Origin of the sequence: Micromonospora gifhornensis (assembly GCF_016863515.1) — a bacterium.
GTDB lineage: Bacteria > Actinomycetota > Actinomycetes > Mycobacteriales > Micromonosporaceae > Micromonospora > Micromonospora gifhornensis.
The window spans coordinates 240,251-256,700 of record NZ_BOPA01000017.1 but is presented as its reverse complement, the minus strand read 5'-3'; the positions used below and the strand labels follow the sequence as shown (position 1 = coordinate 256,700).

16 protein-coding genes are annotated in these 16,450 nt (G+C 71.6%); 8 read left to right on the top strand and 8 right to left on the bottom strand.

What is annotated here, in order from left to right; all coding sequences use genetic code 11:
* Window positions 1-11 precede the first annotated feature (11 nt).
* Window positions 12-491: a MarR family transcriptional regulator gene (locus Vgi01_RS12570; RefSeq protein WP_204291100.1), complete on the bottom strand. Its 480-nt coding sequence runs from the start codon at window positions 489-491 to the stop codon at window positions 12-14.
* Window positions 492-552: 61 nt separating this feature from the next.
* Here Vgi01_RS12570 and Vgi01_RS12565 point away from each other — a divergent pair, with 61 nt between their 5' ends.
* Together Vgi01_RS12565 and Vgi01_RS12560 are read left to right on the top strand one after the other, a co-directional pair.
* Complete coding sequence (locus Vgi01_RS12565; RefSeq protein WP_102659028.1) at window positions 553-1,044, top strand: SgcJ/EcaC family oxidoreductase; 492 nt, start codon at window positions 553-555, stop codon at window positions 1,042-1,044.
* Between the two features lie 153 nt (window positions 1,045-1,197).
* On the top strand, window positions 1,198-1,605 hold the full coding sequence (locus Vgi01_RS12560; protein WP_204291099.1) for a nitroreductase family deazaflavin-dependent oxidoreductase: 408 nt from the start codon (window positions 1,198-1,200) through the stop codon (window positions 1,603-1,605).
* Here the strand turns inward: Vgi01_RS12560 and Vgi01_RS12555 are convergent.
* Window positions 1,602-1,811 carry a hypothetical protein gene (locus tag Vgi01_RS12555; protein ID WP_146017576.1) on the bottom strand — a complete coding sequence of 70 codons (210 nt, stop codon included), beginning with the start codon at window positions 1,809-1,811 and terminating at the stop codon, window positions 1,602-1,604. The two genes, Vgi01_RS12560 and Vgi01_RS12555, sit on opposite strands and share 4 nt — an antisense overlap.
* A gap of 65 nt (window positions 1,812-1,876) precedes the next feature.
* Here Vgi01_RS12555 and Vgi01_RS12550 point away from each other — a divergent pair, with 65 nt between their 5' ends.
* Complete coding sequence (locus Vgi01_RS12550; protein WP_199180244.1) at window positions 1,877-2,224, top strand: PadR family transcriptional regulator; 348 nt, start codon at window positions 1,877-1,879, stop codon at window positions 2,222-2,224.
* Window positions 2,221-3,276 (top strand): hypothetical protein, encoded by a 1,056-nt coding sequence (locus Vgi01_RS12545; protein WP_204291098.1) that lies wholly within the window; start codon window positions 2,221-2,223, stop codon window positions 3,274-3,276. The genes Vgi01_RS12550 and Vgi01_RS12545 overlap by 4 nt, the downstream gene beginning before the upstream one ends.
* A 23-nt stretch (window positions 3,277-3,299) precedes the next feature.
* On the opposite strand, the gene Vgi01_RS12540 is transcribed toward Vgi01_RS12545, so the two are convergent.
* Window positions 3,300-3,917 carry a DUF4291 domain-containing protein gene (locus Vgi01_RS12540; protein ID WP_102659039.1) on the bottom strand — a complete coding sequence of 206 codons (618 nt, stop codon included), beginning with the start codon at window positions 3,915-3,917 and terminating at the stop codon, window positions 3,300-3,302.
* 95 nt (window positions 3,918-4,012) lie between these two features.
* Between Vgi01_RS12540 and Vgi01_RS12535 the strand changes: the two genes are divergently transcribed.
* Window positions 4,013-4,624 carry a YdeI/OmpD-associated family protein gene (locus Vgi01_RS12535; protein ID WP_102659023.1) on the top strand — a complete coding sequence of 204 codons (612 nt, stop codon included), beginning with the start codon at window positions 4,013-4,015 and terminating at the stop codon, window positions 4,622-4,624.
* A gap of 315 nt (window positions 4,625-4,939) precedes the next feature.
* Here the strand turns inward: Vgi01_RS12535 and Vgi01_RS12530 are convergent, their stop codons facing one another.
* The 4 genes from Vgi01_RS12530 to pcaF form a co-directional block, all read right to left on the bottom strand.
* Complete coding sequence (locus Vgi01_RS12530; RefSeq protein ID WP_204291097.1) at window positions 4,940-5,440, bottom strand: DUF456 domain-containing protein; 501 nt, start codon at window positions 5,438-5,440, stop codon at window positions 4,940-4,942.
* 75 nt (window positions 5,441-5,515) lie between these two features.
* Entirely contained in the window at window positions 5,516-7,651 is a 2,136-nt protein-coding gene (locus tag Vgi01_RS12525) for a putative bifunctional diguanylate cyclase/phosphodiesterase (RefSeq protein ID WP_013732142.1), read from the bottom strand.
* Window positions 7,652-7,655: 4 nt separating this feature from the next.
* On the bottom strand, window positions 7,656-8,474 hold the full coding sequence (locus Vgi01_RS12520; RefSeq protein WP_013732141.1) for an SAM-dependent methyltransferase: 819 nt from the start codon (window positions 8,472-8,474) through the stop codon (window positions 7,656-7,658).
* 158 nt (window positions 8,475-8,632) lie between these two features.
* Window positions 8,633-9,835 carry a 3-oxoadipyl-CoA thiolase gene (gene pcaF / locus Vgi01_RS12515; RefSeq protein WP_013732140.1) on the bottom strand — a complete coding sequence of 401 codons (1,203 nt, stop codon included), beginning with the start codon at window positions 9,833-9,835 and terminating at the stop codon, window positions 8,633-8,635.
* A 107-nt stretch (window positions 9,836-9,942) separates the two neighbouring features.
* Between pcaF and Vgi01_RS12510 the strand changes: the two genes are divergently transcribed.
* Genes Vgi01_RS12510 through Vgi01_RS12500 form a run of 3 tightly spaced genes read left to right on the top strand, consistent with a single transcriptional unit; the run spans window position 9,943 to window position 12,684 of the window.
* Complete coding sequence (locus Vgi01_RS12510) at window positions 9,943-10,908, top strand: glutathione S-transferase family protein (RefSeq protein WP_102659018.1); 966 nt, start codon at window positions 9,943-9,945, stop codon at window positions 10,906-10,908.
* A complete protein-coding gene (locus Vgi01_RS12505; RefSeq protein ID WP_204291096.1) occupies window positions 10,901-11,620 on the top strand; it encodes a DUF998 domain-containing protein in 720 nt (239 codons plus the stop codon). Before Vgi01_RS12510 ends, Vgi01_RS12505 begins: the two co-directional genes overlap by 8 nt.
* Window positions 11,617-12,684, top strand: coding sequence for an NADH:flavin oxidoreductase/NADH oxidase (locus Vgi01_RS12500; RefSeq protein WP_204291095.1), 1,068 nt, complete (start codon window positions 11,617-11,619; stop codon window positions 12,682-12,684). Before Vgi01_RS12505 ends, Vgi01_RS12500 begins: the two co-directional genes overlap by 4 nt.
* 66 nt (window positions 12,685-12,750) lie before the next feature.
* Here the strand turns inward: Vgi01_RS12500 and Vgi01_RS12495 are convergent, their stop codons facing one another.
* Window positions 12,751-16,407 carry an ABC transporter ATP-binding protein/permease gene (locus Vgi01_RS12495; RefSeq protein WP_204291094.1) on the bottom strand — a complete coding sequence of 1,219 codons (3,657 nt, stop codon included), beginning with the start codon at window positions 16,405-16,407 and terminating at the stop codon, window positions 12,751-12,753.
* Between the last annotated feature and the right edge of the window lie 43 nt (window positions 16,408-16,450).

Sequence of the window (16,450 nt, the reverse complement as noted above, 5' to 3'; positions counted from 1 at the left end):
TGGTGAGCGGATCAGCGGCCCGGCGGGGGTGCGGGGTTCTCGCTCAGCCGGGCGGTCTGGGTTTCCTGCACGTGGCGGGCGGTCTGCAGGAAGTCGAGGATCGTGGTGAGCTGCTCCCCGCTGTACCCGCGGAGGGCCCGGGCGCCGGCCTCGCCGACGGGTAGGTAGATGTCACGTTCCACCTCGCGGGCGGTGTCGGTGGCGGTGACCAGGACCCGCCGTCGGTTCTCGGCGTCCCGGGTACGGGTCACCAGGCCGGCGCGTTCCAGCCGGTCGATGACCGTGGTGGTCGCCGCCGGGCTGATCTTGAGAGCGCGGGTGAGTTCCCCCGCGGAGAACGGCCCGTCGTTGGCGAGGACGAGATCCAGCGCCCGCAGGTCGGTGCGGTTGAGCCCGAGCCGAGCGGCGGCGGCCTCGTCGAAGGCGTCGAAGCTCTGCTGAAGCAGCCGTAGCTGCATCGCCACGTCCCGGATGAGGCCATATTTCGACATTCGAAACCTTCTGCTATCGTAAGGTCTGACGATCGAACCGATATTAGCCTACGGGGGCGAGATGACCATGGACGACCACCAGATCCGCGACCTGTTCGACCGACTCATGCGGGCCTGGACCGACAACGACGCCGCCGCCTACGGGGCCTGCTTCACCGACGACTCCGACTACGTCTCCTACGACGGAACCCGGGCCGTCGGTCGCCACGACATGCAGGAGGCCCACGATCGACTCTTCCGCGGTGTGCTCGCCGGTTCCGCGCTCGTCGGCGACATCGAGTCCATCCGGTACGTCACCGACGGGGTCGCGATCGTCCACGGCACCGCGTCGGTGCTGATGCCCTGGCGCTCCAGGCTGCCCAGGCGACGCCTGTCCCGTCAGACCCTCGTCGCCGTACGCACCGACCAGGGCTGGCGGTTCACCGCACTGCACAACGGACGGGTACGCCCCGTGCAGATCCCCGCTCCGGACTCGATGCCCTCCCGCATGGCCCAGGCCATGGGTCACGCAGCCCGCCGCCTGGGCATGGGCCGCGCCGCCGCCCGCACCTGATCAGCACCCCTCCTCGCCCACTTCGCGCATGCCCCGCCCGGCCGAGCGCGCCGCATTCCGTCGCCCGAGGACACGCGGTCGCGTCCGGTGTCGAGGCGGTGACGGAGCTGCCAGGATTGTGGCCACGAGCCGACTGTGCACTGAGGAGACGACGTGAGCGACTGGAACGACAAGATCATCGCCGAGTTTCGGGCCAACGGCGGGCAGGTGGGCGGCCATTTCGCGGGCCAGCCGCTGCTGTTGTTGCACACGGTCGGCGCCAAGAGCGGCCTGCCGCGCGTGAACCCGGTGATGTACCAGCAGGTGGACGGCGGCTACGCCGTGTTCGCCTCCAAGGCGGGCGCACCCACCAGTCCCGACTGGTATCACAACCTGCTCGCCCAACCCCGGGTGCAGGCGGAGATCGGCACGGAGACGGTCGAGCTGGTCGCCCGAGTCGCCGCCGACGACGAGCGGGAGCGGATCTGGAGCGCGCAGAAGGCGGCGTACCCGTTCTTCGCCGACTACGAGCAGAAGACCACCCGTCGGATTCCCGTCGTGGTGCTGGAGCCGGTGCGCTAGGCGTCGCCCGGATCTTCGCCTGCCGGCTGGGCGGCGGGCCTCGGGTCGGACGTGGTCAGGATGACGTGACCGCGGAATCCGGGACCGAGGACGATCGCCGCATGGCCGGCGGGCGGGGCGCCGAGGGCGCTGCTTTCTGCCGCCGGTATCGCAGGAGCGAAGTCCGGCCCGCCGAAGTCCCCGGCGTCCGCGTCACCGTCACCCATGGTCACTCCCCTGTCGTCGGTTCCTGCGTACGCCAGGATATCTTGTCTTCCACTATATTAGGAGGATGAGTGCTCGGGCTATGACCGAACCGGCCTTCTTCATCCTCACCGCGCTGCTCGACGCCCCGCGCCACGGCTACGGGATCGTCGCGGAGGTCGCGGACCTGTCGCATGGGCAGGTGCAGCTGAAGATCGGCTCCCTGTACGGAGTCCTCGATCGACTCGTCGGTGACGGCCTTGTCGAGTTGGACCGCGAGGAGGCGTGGCAGGGGCGGTTGCGCCGCTACTACCGGGTCACCGAGCAGGGCCGCGCCACCCTCGCCGCGGAGGCGGACCGGCTGGCCGCCAACGCGCGCCTCGCCTCCGCCCGGTTGCACGAGCAGCGGAACCCGATCACGGGGACGTCGTCGTGAGTCGCCTGGAGGAGCGCTACCGCCTGCTGTTACGCCTGCTGCCCGCCGCCTACCGGCAGGAGTGGGAAGACGACATGGTCGCCGCCTTCCTGGAGAGCATGGACACCGGCGACCCCGAGACCACCGCGTACCTCGCCGACTACGGCCGGCCGAGCCTGTCGGAGGCCGCCAGCATCGTGGCGCTCGCGGTGCGGCTGCGCCTGCGCGCCGACACGTCACCCCGCTCGCGGGTGTGGGGACACGCGGTGCAGCTGGCGACCCTGATGCTGCTGCTGACCCACGCCGTCATGGTCACCGGCAGCATCGCCATCGCGCTGTGGTACTCCGGGAAGCTCGCCTGGCTGCCCGCTCCGGCACCCGAGTTCGCACTCACCACACCGGCGAGCATCTGGAGTACGACGTGGAACCTCGCCGGCTACGCCTGGTTGCCGGCCTACCTCGCGCTCGTCCTCGGCTACCGACGCGTGGCCCAGGCGGTCGCCCTGCTCGCCATCGTGCCCCCCATCATCACCACCGCCATGGCACAAGCCGTCGGCGACGAACCGCTGACCGTGTCGCCCTGGGCGATGCGGCTCGTCGACGTCGCTCTGCTCCTCGCCATGGCGGCCTTCCCCCACGGTGCCGCACCCGTGTCACGCCGGCCATGGCTCCTCGCGCTACCGATCGGCATCTTCCTCGTCGCCCTGCCCCTGTTCATCCTCCAGGCGGTCGAACCGGCGCTGAGGCTGCTGGACTGGCCGGGCCTGTTGTGCGCCGCGGTCGCTGTGGCCATGGCGGTTCACCTGACCGCTCGCGCCACCGGTCGATCGACGCGCACCCTGCCGTGGTCGCTGGCGTTCACTCTGCTCGCCGCGACCGCGCTCGTCCTGCGCGCCGTGACCCTGCCCGACTTCCTCGACCAGGCAGAGCGCACGACGCTCACCACGATCGCGGCCGTTCAGGTCGTCGCCGTGCTCACGGTAGGCGTACCGCTCGCGGTGTCGGCCCTTCGCGCGCTGCGCAACGTCCCCTCGGCCCCCGCCGCCACCCCGAACCCCACCACACCGTCGTAGCAGCCGGTCACGGTCCGTGCAGCTCAGGCATCGGTGGTGGCGTACGGGCTGGCGTTGAGCCGGGCTCCGATCTGCTCCGGTAGCGGGTAGACCTGCTCGACCGGTAGGTGAGCGGCTGCCGCCTGGGTCTCGCCGCCCCGCAGCAGGTCCCGGAGCCGGTGCACGGTGGCAGTGATGTCGGTGACGCCGACGATCCAGTCGTCGACGTACCGTTCGACCGCCTCGCCGGAGAGGCCGACCTGTAGCGACCGGTACGGCAGCGGTTGAAGATGCAGGGACCGTTCCGGATCCCACTGCACCCGCACCGGGCTGGTCTTCAACTGCCGTGACCAGGTCGCCTGGTCGCTGTGCAGATCACGGTCGTAGTGACTCAGGCAGGCCCGGGCGAGCGCCCACTCGAATCCCTCTCGGGTGATCTCGATGGACAGCACGCGTTCCTGCCCCGGCTTGGTGGCCCAGCCACAGCGGTACATCATCCACAGGAAGGACGGCTTGATCCACGTCATCCGCTCCCGCTTGAAGGGGGCCACGAAACGGCCGGCCGCCACCGCCGGCACCGCGATCTGCGGAGGGTACGCCTGGTAGACCGTGATGGTGTCGGCCGAGAAGCGGGCGCGGATCTGCCGGGCGGGAGTGGACATCTCCAGATCCTCACCGATCCGCACTCGGCCGCACCACCGAGATTCCGCGCGTCCGGCAAACGAAAAATGGCAGAGCCAGCGGTTAGCCTGCCGTCATGGGGAGCGCGGAACTGGATGAGTTGATCGTCGCGGACGCCGAGGCGCTGCGCGACTGGTTGTCGACCCACCACGCCACGTCGGACGGGGTCTGGCTGGCGCTGACCAAAAAGGGTGGCACCGTCACCACGCTGACCTGGCAGCAGGCGGTCGACGAGGCGCTGTGCTTCGGTTGGATCGACGGGCAGGCCCGGAAACGCGACGAGGAGAGCTCCTGGATCCGGTTGACTCCGCGCCGGTCCCGCAGCTCCTGGTCACAACGGAACGTGTCCCATGTGGCCCGGCTTGAGGAACAGGGGCGGATGCAGCCGTCCGGCCGCGCCGCGGTGGAGGCGGCGAAGGCGGACGGGCGTTGGGCCGCCGCCTACGCCCCGCCGTCGGAGGCCGAGGTGCCGGCCGACCTACTCGCCGCCATTGCCGCCAATCCCGCTGCTCAGGCCATGTTCGACGTCCTCACCAAGACCAACCGGTTCGCACTCATCCACCGTCTCAACGCCGTCAAACGGGCGCAGACCCGCGAGCGGAAGATCGTCGAGTTCGTCGCCATGCTGGCCCGACACGAGACGGTCTACCCGCAGAAGGCCAAGCCCTCGGTGCCGCCGACCGGCTAGTCGGGTCGCGATCCTCGGATGAACTCCCGGTGGCCCCGCAATTGCGTTGCCGGGTGCGTCGGCGTACCCCATCCTTGGGCTTGTGACCAGGCCCGATCGCGACGGGCCGACCCGGGCCCTCGGAACGGCCCGGCAGCCGCGGCGGCGCGGGGAAGGTCACCTCTCTCTCGGGTACGGCGCTGCGCCCTACCCTGGCTCCGCCCCGCGCCGCCCCGGTCCCCACGACGCCCGGTCCCCACGACGCCCGGTCCTCAGCAAACCCGGCCCTCAGCAAGCCCGGTCGTCAGCAAGCCTGGCCCTCAGGGAGCCGGGCCGTCAGGCCAGTACCAGGCCGGCCACCCAGAGCGCGCCGATCACCACTCCGGCGAGGAACTCGATCAACATGGCCAGGCCGGTGGCGGCGACCGCCTGCTTGGTCGCCGGCCAGGCCAGTGCGGTGTCGCCCAGCCGCAGCCGTTCCATCAGGAAGATGCCGACGACGAAGCCGATGATCAGCCCGACGACGGGGATGACGAAGAAGCCGACCAGGCCGAGGAGAGCACCGACGAGCAGCGTGGCGGTGGGTACGCCGGCCCGTTTGAGGTTGCGGCCGGGCCAGGCGTACTTGATCACGGTGCCGCCCAGGGCGACCACGGTGGCCGCCGCGAGCACCAGCCAGCGGCCGGCGCCGGCCTCACCGAACAACGCCCACACGAGTACGCCGCCCCAGCACAGCGGCAGGGCCGGCAGGCCGGGCACCACCACGCCGGCCAGCCCGGCGAGGATGGCCAACGCGGTGATCACCGAAACCACGGCACCGGTCTCTGTCAGACTCACGGCTCCCCATCCGATCGCTTCATCTGTTAAAAGGGGGCCCTTTCTCTACCGCAGGCGTTAATAAGGTGCCCTTCCTTACCCGCCGGCCAGGCGGGTGGAGATTGCTGCGGCGGGCGCTGGTGGGCCGAACAGGCGCCCTTGAGCGGAGTCGCAGCGTAGCGCCCGGAGCCGCTCGGCCTGCGGCTCGGTCTCCACCGCCTCGGCGGTCACCCACAGTTCCAGAGCGTGGGCCAACCGCACCAGCGCGTCGACGATCCGCTCGTCGCGGTGGTCGGCGGCATCCGGCTCGTCGCCCCGGATGCCCTCGACGAACGGCGCGGCCAGCTTCAGGCAGGTGATCGGCAGCCGACGCAGGTACGCCAGGTTCGAGTAGCCGGTGCCGAAGTCGTCGACGGCCAGCCGGACCCCGAGCTCGGCCAGCCGGTACAGCGTCCGCAGCGGCTCACCGCCGGAGCCCATCACGGCGCTCTCGGTCAACTCCAGTTGCAGCAGTTCCGCCGGCAGTCCACTGCTGGACAGGGCATCGGCCACGGTGTCCACGATCACCGGAGCGTCGGCCTGCCGGGCGGCCAGGTTGACGCTGACCACCAGCCGCGCCTCGGGGAAGTCGACGTGCCACCGACGGGCGTCCCGACAGGCCTGCCGCAACACCCACTCGCCGAGCCGGACGATCAGACCGGTCTCCTCGGCCAACCCGATGAACCGGTCCGGACCGATCAACCCCAGCTCCGGATGCTGCCAGCGGACCAGCGCCTCGACCGCCAGCATCCGACCGTCCAACAGCGACACGATCGGCTGGTAGTGCAGCACGAACTCGTCCCGGTCCAACGCCACCGGCAGTCCGGCGAGCAGGGTCGACCGGGCGATGTCCCGGGCGCTGCGCTCCGGGTCGTACACCGCCCACCGGCCCCGGCCCTCGGCCTTGGCCCAGTACAGCGTGGTGTCGGCGGCCTTCATCAGCTCGGCGGCGCTGGTGCCGACGAGGTCGGAGGCGACGATGCCGACGCTGGCCGAGACCATCAGCTGGTGGTCGTCGATGAAGACCGGGGCGGACACGGCGGTCAGCGCCAGTTCGGCCACCGCGATCATGTTGTCGACCCCGGCGTCGCCGTCGACCAGGATGACGAACTCGTCGCCGCCCATCCGGGCCACCAGGTAGCCGTACTCGGCCACGCAGCCGGCCAGCCGCCGGGCGATCGTCATGAGTAGCCGGTCACCGACGTCGTGCCCGAGGCTGTCGTTGATCGCCTTGAAGCCGTCGAGGTCGAGGAAGCAGACTCCGACCCGACCCGAGGCGCTGAGCAGGCGGCTCAGCGTCTCGAAGAACAGCGTGCGGTTGGGCAGTTCGGTAAGCGGGTCGTGCAGCGCCTGGAAGCGCAACCGACGCTGGAGTTCGTACCGTTGCGTGATGTCCTCGGCAACGGCGATGGTGAACCGGGGCCGGCCGTCGTCGTGCCGGATCAACGAGACTGCCAGGTCCGTCCAGACGGAGGTGCCGTCCTTGCGGTAGTACCGCTTCTCGACCCGTGCGGATTCGTGTTTGCCCTCGATCAGTTCCCCGTACAGCTCCCACATGCCGGGTGCGTCGTCGTGGTGGAACAGGGCCGTCACGTTGAGCTGGCGCATCTCCTCGATGGAGTAGCCGAGCATGTCGGCGAAGGGCTGGTTGACGTCGATGATCTGCCCGTCGACGTCGGCGATGCCGATGCCGATCGCCGCGCCCCGGAAGACCGCCCGGAACCTGGCCTCGCTGTCGCGCAACGCCCGCTCGACATCGTCGCGGGCCTGCCACGCCGACCGTGCGATCCGCTCCTGCTGGGCGAAGGTGCGATCACGCAGCGCGCGGGCGAACCCGGCCGCGAGCGCGCCCTGCGCCACCGCGATCCGGTCGTCGAGCCCGGTCGACCCGCCCAGTACCTGGTCGGGCAACCGGTCGGCGAGCGAGCGCACCGACCACTCGATCATGTCCGGTTCGGTCAGGTGCGCCTCGACCAGGGCCTGACCGACCTCCGCCGCCACCGGGGCCACCTCGTCGGCGTGCAGCAGCGCCTCGGCCAGCCGCAGGGTGTACGACAACAGCAGGCGCTCGGTGTCGGCCGCGCTCATCGGTACGAAGCCGAGCCGGCGTACCGCCTGCGCCCACTCGGTCGCGTAGTTGTGCGCGCCGGCCGGATCGACGGCACGCCCTCCGGGGGCACCGACGGCCGACATCAGGTCACCCCGCTACGTCGTCGTTGCGAGCCACCGCGCCGAAGGCACCGAAGCGTTGCGCGTCGGCGGCCACGTCGGACGGCGAGTCCGGACGCCACAGCTCCATGTGCACCACGCCCGGTTCGAGGATCGTCCAGTCGCCGAAGAACGAGGTGATCTCGGCCCGCGACCGGAGCGTGATCTCGGTGCTGGTACGCGCCGAGAGCCGCTGCGCGTCAAGCATCTCCTGCGGCTGGTCCTCGAAGGTGGAGTGCGAGATCACCAGGTGACTGCCGGGTGCGGCGGCGGCCCGCAGGGTGGCCAGGATGTCGCCGGGCCGGTCGGCGTCGGGTACGAAGTGGACCACGCCGGCCAGCAGGATGCCCAGTGGCCGGTCGAAGTCGAGCAGGTGCAACGCCCGGGTCTCGGCGAGAATCCGCTGCGGGTCGCGCAGGTCGGCGTGGATGACGCCGGTCGACTCGTTGCCGGCCAGCAGTTGCCGACTGTGCGCCACCGCCACCGGGTCGATGTCGACGTAGACCACCCGGGCCTGCGGGTTGGCGGCCTGGGCGACCTCGTGCACGTTGCCGACGGTGGGGATGCCCGAGCCGATGTCGAGGAACTGGTCGATGCCGGCGTCGAGCAGCACGCGTACGGCCCGGCGCAGGAACTCCCGACCCGCCCGCATGGTCGCCGGCAGGTTCGGCGTCATCGCCGCGATCTGGTCGGCCAACTGCCGGTCGACCTCGAAGTTGTGGGCACCGCCCAGGAAATAGTCGTACACCCGGGCCGCGCTGGGCCGGGAAAGGTCGATCTCGATGGGTGCTCCGTCCGGCTGCTGCACTGGTTACCCCAAGTCGTCGCGACGGATCAAGTAACGCTGCCTACTCTAGGCCCGCGCGCCACACCCTGGGAGATCCACAACCGCCTTTGTCCGGCGACCGTGCCGGCGCGCCCTGTCAGGCGGCGCGGCCCGGCGATCAAGCAGCCTCGGCCCGGCCGTCAGGCGGCTTCGAGCAGCATGGAGATGCCCTGGCCGACGCCGACACACATGGTGGCGACGGCTCGGCGGCCGCCCCGGCGACGCAGCTCCAGCGCGGCGGTGAGCGCGAGCCGGGCGCCGCTGGCACCGAGCGGGTGGCCCAGCGCGATGGCCCCACCGTTCGGGTTGACGTGTTCGGCGTCCTCGGGCAGGCCCAACTCCCGCAGCACCGCGACGGACTGGGCGGCGAACGCCTCGTTCAACTCGATCACGTCGAGGTCGGTCACGGAGAGGCCCTGCCGCTGAAGCAGTCGCCGGGTCGCCGGCACCGGGCCGATGCCCATGATCCGCGGCGGCACCCCGGCCGTCGCCGTCCCGACGACGCGGGCCAGCGGGGTGAGACCGTACTCCTCGACGGCCCGCTGCGAGGCGACCAGCAGCGCCACCGCACCGTCGTTGACCCCTGAGGAGTTGCCGGCGGTCACCGTGCCGCCGGTACGGAACGGGGTGGGCAGCGCGCCCAGCTTCTCCATCGAGGTCTGCCGGGGGTGCTCGTCGACCTCGACCAGCCGCGTCTCGCGCCGACCGGCAGGCACGGTCACCGGCACGATCTCCTCGGCCAGCCGGCCGTCGGCCTGCGCCTTGGCGGCCCGCATCTGCGAGCGGTACGCGAACTCGTCCTGGGCGAGCCGGTCGACACCGAACTCGACGGCGACGTTCTCCGCCGTCTCCGGCATCGAGTCGACCCCCCAGCCCTGCTCCATCAGCGGGTTGACCAGCCGCCAGCCGATCGTGGTGTCGTACATCTCGGCGGCGCGGGAGAAGGCGCTGGTGGCCTTCGGCATGACGAACGGGGCCCGGCTCATGCTCTCCACCCCGCCGGCGACCATCAGATCGGCCTCCCCGGCGACGATCGCCCGCGCGGCGGTGGCCAGCGCGTCGAGGCCGGAGCCGCAGAGCCGGTTGACCGTGCTGCCGGAGACCTGCTCCGGCAGGCCGCCGAGCAGCGCCGCCATCCGGGCCACGTTGCGGTTGTCCTCACCGGCCTGGTTGGCGCAGCCGAACACCACGTCGTCGGTGCGGGACCAGTCCACCGACGGGTGCCGGGCGACCAGTTCGCGGATCACGTGCGCGGCCAGGTCGTCGGGGCGTACGCCGGCGAGGGCGCCCGCGTACCGGCCGATCGGGGTGCGGACACCGGCCACCAGGTATGCCACGGTCATCGCGAGTCCTTCGGGGGTGGGAAGGCAGGGGTGCGGAGCGTCCAGTGGATCAAGCAGGACGTCCTGCCGCCAGGATATCGCCGCCGAGTCCGGATAGGTTTGTGGGCATGGCAAGAGCCCAGTTCAGCGCGGAGACCAGTGAGGCCGGCGCATTCGTCCGTCAATCCAACCGGTTCACCGGTCGGGTCACCCCGCACTCCAGTTCGCCGCCCGGTGCCGGGCCGGACGAGCAGAACCGCTGGCCGCTGGAGCCCGGCCGGTACCGGCTGATCTGGTGCCGGGCCTGCCCGTGGTCGCACCGGGCACTGATCGTCCGCAACCTGCTGGGGCTGGACGAGGCCATTTCACTGGGCACCGTCGACCCGATCCGCGACGAGCGGGGATGGCGGTTCACCCTCGACCCGGACGGCTTCGACCCGGTGCTGGGCGTCGGCTTCCTCTCCGAGGCGTACCTGGCCACCGACCCCGACTACACCGGCCGGGTCACCGTGCCGGCGCTTGTCGACACCGTCACCGGGCGGGTGGTCACCAACGACTATCCGCAGCTCACCCTGGATCTGTCCACCGAGTGGCGGCGGCTGCACGCACCTGACGCACCGGACCTGTACCCGGTGGAGCTGCGCCCGGAGATGGACCAGCTGATGGCCGACATCCACCGCGACGTCAACAACGGCGTCTACCGGTGCGGCTTCGCAACCTCGCAGCAGGCGTACGACGAGGCGTACACGGCGCTGTTCGCCCGGTTGGACGCGTTGTCGCTGCGGCTGGCCGAGCAGCGGTACCTGATGGGCGACACGATCACCGAGGCGGACGTGCGACTGTTCGTCACGCTGGTCCGCTTCGACGTGGCCTACCACGGGCACTTCAAGTGCAACAGGCAGAAGCTCACCGAGATGCCGGTGCTGTGGGCGTACGCCCGGGATCTGTTCACCACCCCCGGCTTCGGGGAGACTGTCGACTTCGACCACATCAAGCGGCACTACTACGCCACCCATGACGAGATCAACCCGACCGGCATCGTGCCGCTCGGCCCGGACCTGCACGGCTGGACGACGCCGCACGGACGTGGCTGAGCGCCGAGCCACGGCCGTGGCCGAGCGCCGGGCCGCGGGTGTGGTCGAACGCCGTGCCACGGGTGCGGCGGTCTGCGTGCTCGTCGGCGCGGTCGCGGCGACGTTCGCCGTGGTCGCCGGTCCCGGTCCGGGCCTGACCGGGTACGTCAGCGAGGCCGGTGTGGCCGACAGCATCTACGCCTGGACGTACCGGCTCGGGGTGCTCACCCTGGGTGCCGCGCTCCTGCTGCTCGCCGCCGCACTACGCGACCGGTCGCGTGACGACGCCGTGCCCCGACCGGCGCGACGGCCCGACAGAGCCTTGCGGATCGCGGTGGTGCTGCTCGTCGTCGGGGCGGTGGCCACCGCCCTGTCCGGCGCGGTGACCTGTAGCGACGGCTGCCCGTTACCGCCGTTCGAGACGCCCACCGTGGCGGATCTGGTGCACGGCGCGGCGAGCATCGTCGCCGCCGGTGCCACGGTCCTCGCCATGATCGCGATCCTGTTCTCCCGGGCAGCGGCGGAGCCGCTGCGCCGCACCGCCACGATCTGCGTGGCGTCGGCCCTGCCGCTGGCGGGCGCGCTCGGCCTCGCCATGCTGCTCGTCGGCCGGGGAACGCTGGCCGGCGTGCTGGAACGACTGCTGCTGCTGGTGATCGTCGGCTGGGGTGTGGTCACCGCCGCGATCCTGGCGACCGCGGATCCTGGCGACCGCGAGAAGATGAACTCATGAGTACGTTGTTCACACCGCTGACGCTGCGCGCGGTCACCCTGCCCAACCGGATCGCGCTGGCCCCCATGTGTCAGTACAGTGCCGGCCCCGACGGCCTCCCCCACGACTGGCACCTGGTGCACCTCGGTACGCGGGCGGCCGGTGGCGCCGGCCTGGTGATGACCGAGGCGACCGCGGTGCTGCCAGAGGGACGGATCAGCCCGCAGGACACCGGGATCTGGTCCGACCGGCACGTCGACGCCTGGCGTCCGGTGACCCGGTTCGTGGCCGCCCAGGGCGCGGTGCCCGTCGTACAGCTCGCGCACGCCGGGTTCAAGGCGTCGACCTACCGGCCCTGGGATCCGCACCGGGGCGGGGTGCCCGACACCGAGGGCGGGTGGACTCCGGTCGGGCCCACCGAGCAGCCGTTCCTCCCGGAGTACCGGACGCCGACCGCGCTGGACGAGGCGGGCATCGCCGCCGTGGTGGAGGCGTTCGCAGTGGCGGCCGGCCGGGCACTGGCCGCCGGATTCGCCGGTGTGGAGGTGCACGCGGCACACGGCTACCTGCTGCACGAGTTCCTGTCCCCGCTGACCAACCACCGCACCGACGCCTGGGGCGGCGACCGGGCCGGGCGGATGCGGCTGACCCTGGAGGTCGCCCGCGCGGTCCGCGCCGCCGTCGGTGAGCAGGTGCCGGTGCTGGCCCGGATCTCGGCCACCGACTGGGTCGAGGGCGGCTGGACGGTCGACGACAGCGTGGCGCTCGCCGCCGAGCTGGCCCGGGCCGGGGTCGACCTGATCGACTGTTCCTCGGGCGGGGCGTCGCCGAACGCCACCGTCCCGGTCGGCCGTGGTTACCAGGTGCCGCTGGCAGCCCAGGTGCGCCGGGAGGCGCAGGTGCCCACCGGGGCGGTCGGCCTGATCGTCGAGCCGGAACAGGCCGAGGCGATCATCGCCGACGGCGAAGCCGACCTGGTGCTGCTCGGTCGGGAGCTGCTGCGCAATCCGTACTGGCCGCGCCAGGCCGCCGCCAAGCTCGGCGCGGAGGCCACCTGGCCCGAGCCGTACCTGCGAGCGGCCTGAAGGCCGGCGGGTGAGCCCGGCAGGTGACACTGCCGGGCTCAGCCCGCTGGGTGGCACCTGCCGGGCTCAACCCGCGAGGTGCCCCCACTTCCCCTCCAGCTCGCACCACGGCCCCTGGGCCATCACCATGCCGTCGGTGAGCACCACGACATGGTCGGCCCGCACCAGCGCGGCCCGCTTCGACGTGGACCCGACGACTGTCACGCCGTGCTCGCGCAGCGCCTGCCACAGCGCCAGTTCGGTGGTGACGTCCAACGCAGAGGAGACGTCGTCGGCGACCAGCAGTTCGGTACGCGGTGCCAACGCCCGGGCCAGCGCCAGGCGCTGGAGTTGGCCGCCGGAGAGCCGGGTGCCCTTGTGCCCGATGAGCAGCCCGAGCCCGCTGCCGGTGGCCGCCAGGTCGTGTTCCAGCTGGGCGGTGGCCACGGCGTGTCGGGCGTCGACCGGATGCCCGAGGGTGATGTTGTCGGCGACCGTGCCGGAGAGCACCCGGGGCACCTGGCCGACATAGCCGACCTGGTTGGGGCGCAGGAACAACTCCGGCTCGGTGACCGGATCGTCGTTCCAGGTCACCTGCCCGATGTGTGGAGCGATCCCGGCCAGGGCCCGCAGCAGGGAGGACTTGCCCGCACCGACCGGGCCGACGATCAGGACGAGCTGGCCACGCTCCACGGTCAGGTTGACATCGCGTACCGCCACGGTGCCGTCGGTGTGCCGTACGCCGAAATTGGTCAGCTCCAGCCGACGCAGCGGGGTACGCGGCGGCTGCGGTGGGGCGGGCGCCGTCCCCGCTATGAGATCGACACCCGGGATCCGCGCCGAGTACGCCTCGACGCCGGCCATCTCCACAGTCCGACGCGTCCACACCCGAGCCGACGGCACCTGCGAGACCAGTGACGCGGTGGTCCACGCGAACCAGCGGGCCGCACCCAGCGTGGCGACCGCGACCAGCGCCGCCCCGGCGGCCAGCCCGCCGGACAGATACAGCGCCCAGACGCCGATCGGCAGCAGGCCGCTGGCCAGTGCCGGGGTGGACCGGGCCCACACCTGCACGGCGATCTCCCGGCGCTGCCGGTCGCTGCGGACCGTGTCGAGGCGGGCCAGGTGGGTCAGCACCGGCCGGGTGGCCCCGGCGAGCTTCACCGTCCGGGCCGCCGACAGGCTGGACACCAGCGCGGTGGCGAAGGCGGCCCGGGCGGCCACCGTGTCGCGGGCCGCGCGTTCCAGTCGCGGCCCGAACGCCGTCGCGGCCAGCCCGGACAGCACCATCGTGCCGATGAAGAACAGCCCCGGCACCACGCTGTCGGTGACCACTGTCATCACCACCAGCAGGATCACCGCGACCGTCTGGTCCAGCACGTTGTCGGCAAGTTGGACGACGCGTTCGGTGTCACCACCCTGGGCCACCACCTCGGCCGGGCTGTGCCGGCTGATCCGGCGTGGACCGGTCTGCCCGTGCACCAGGCGGGCACTGATCCGCAGCATCTGCCGGACGAACCAGGCCGGGAACCACAGGTGGGTCCAGTAGTTGGCGGGGATGGCGAGGATCAGGCCGGCCGCGATGCCCAACGCGGGCAGCCACGGATTGCCGGTGCCGTCCACCACGTCGACCCAGAGCCAGGCCAGCAACGGCCCGTCCAGACCGAACACGGTAAGTACGGAGAAGATGCCGATGGCCGACAGGCCGTAGCGGGGATCGTTGAGGCAGAGCCGGACGATCTCCCGCATCGTCTGGAACCGGGACGCCGGCCGACGCTCCACGCCCGGCCCACCCGCCGGCACGTCACCGCCGCCGTCAGCACGCCCGCCGCCGTCGGTACGCCCGCCGCTCTGGCGTCCCTCGACCGGCTCGACCGGTTCGGGTCCGACGACCGGCGCGGGATCGTCGGCGGACCGCTCGACGCCAAGCGTCGACGAACCACCGAGCGGGCCACCCGACAGCGCGGCGGCGTCGGGGAACGCGCCCCCGGCCAACTCCGTCGAGGCGGCGCCGACAAGCGCCGGTTCACCCTGCACGGCATCGGATTCGACGAGCAGTGCTGGGTCGTACGCGTCGGTGTGGCTGGCCGCGAGCAGCTCGGCGAAGCGACGGGAACTGGCCAGCGGGCCGGCCTCCACCACCGCGCCGTCGGCCAGCACCACCACCTCGTCGCACTCGCGTACGGAGGAGAGCCGGTGCGCGATGACGATGCCGATCCGGTCCCGGAGCAGCCGCGAGGTGGCCCGCTGGACCCGTGCCTCGGTGACCGGGTCGAGCCGGGCGGTGGCCTCGTCCAGGATCACCACGTGCGGATCGCGGACCAGGATGCGGGCGAAGGCGACCAACTGCTCCTGCCCGGCCGACAGCACGTGCCCGCCCTCGCCGAGCCGGGTGTCCAGGCCGGCGGGCAGTTCGGCGATCCAGCCGGCCAGGTCCAGCTCGTGCAGGGCCCGTTCGGCGGCGTCGAGCAGTTCCGGGTCGAACAGCGCCACGTTCTCGGCGAGGGTGCCGGCCAGGATCTCGGTACGCTGCGGCACCAGCGCGATCCACCGACGTAGCTGTTCCACGTCCAGGTCGAGCACGTCCCGCCCGCCGAGCAGCACCGTGCCCGCCGGCACGTCCACGGCCCGGGTGAGCACCTTGGCCAGCGTCGACTTGCCCGAGCCGGTCCGCCCGACAAGCGCGTACGAGCGACCGCGGATGAAGGTCAGGTTGACCTCGCGCAGCGCCGGACCCCGCTCGGCCTCCGCTTCGACCGGGTAGCGGAAGGTCAGGTCACGGATGACCAGATCGCCGTCGACCGGGGAGTCGCCGCCGGTCGGTTCCTGCTCGGCGTTCTGCAGCAGTTGCACCCGACCCCAGGCACCGAGGGCGTGCTGCACGTCGGGCACCATCCGGCTGATGTGTTCGACAGTCATGCCCAGGGAGAGCGCGAGCAGCCAGATCGCGGTCAACTGGGCGGCGTCCACCCGGCCGGTGCCGAACGCCCACACCCCGCCCAGCACCACCAGGACGATGCCGGCCCGGGTCACCCCCGCCGCGATGGAGTTCACCTGCGCACCCATCCGCCAGACCACCAGTCCACGGCGGAGCACCTCCGACGCCCGGCGGGCGTAGAGGCGCAGCACGTACGGCCGGGCCAGGCTGGTGCGTACGTCGTCCTGGCCGTGGATGGACTCCTCCATCACCGCCGCCAGGTCGGACCAGGCCGCCTCCTCCTTCATCCGGGCCGGGGCGATCCGACCGGCGGGCCGGCGCAGGGTGACCGCGAGCAGGACGGTCACCAGCAGCATGCCGATTCCGGCCGGCCACCAGACGGTGATCGCGACCAGGGTGGCCGCCACACCCACCGCCAACGACTGGGCCAGCCGGATGCCCGGTCCGCGTACCCCGGAGGCCACGTCGTAGACGTCACCGTCGATGCGGTCGAGCATCTCACCGACCGGCGTCGTCTCCAGGGCGGGCACGGGTTGCCCCATTGCCACCCGACAGAGTCGGCGGCGCAGGTCGGCGGACCAGTCGGCGGTCACCCCGGCCATCACCAGGCTGACCACCAGGTCGCTGAAGACGGCGGCGGTCAGGGCGATCGTCAGCAGCACGAAGAAGACGACGGAACGGTTCACCAGCACCGGCCCGGCCAGCGCGGCGGTGGCCGCCTGGCCGATGCCGCCGATCACGACCAGCACGGCCACCAGGGTCATCCTGCGGGAAGAAGTGACCCACAGATCACGAAGCAGTCGCACGGGTCCGTCCTCAGGTGTGATGGCGAAGGTTCTAGCCTGCGGG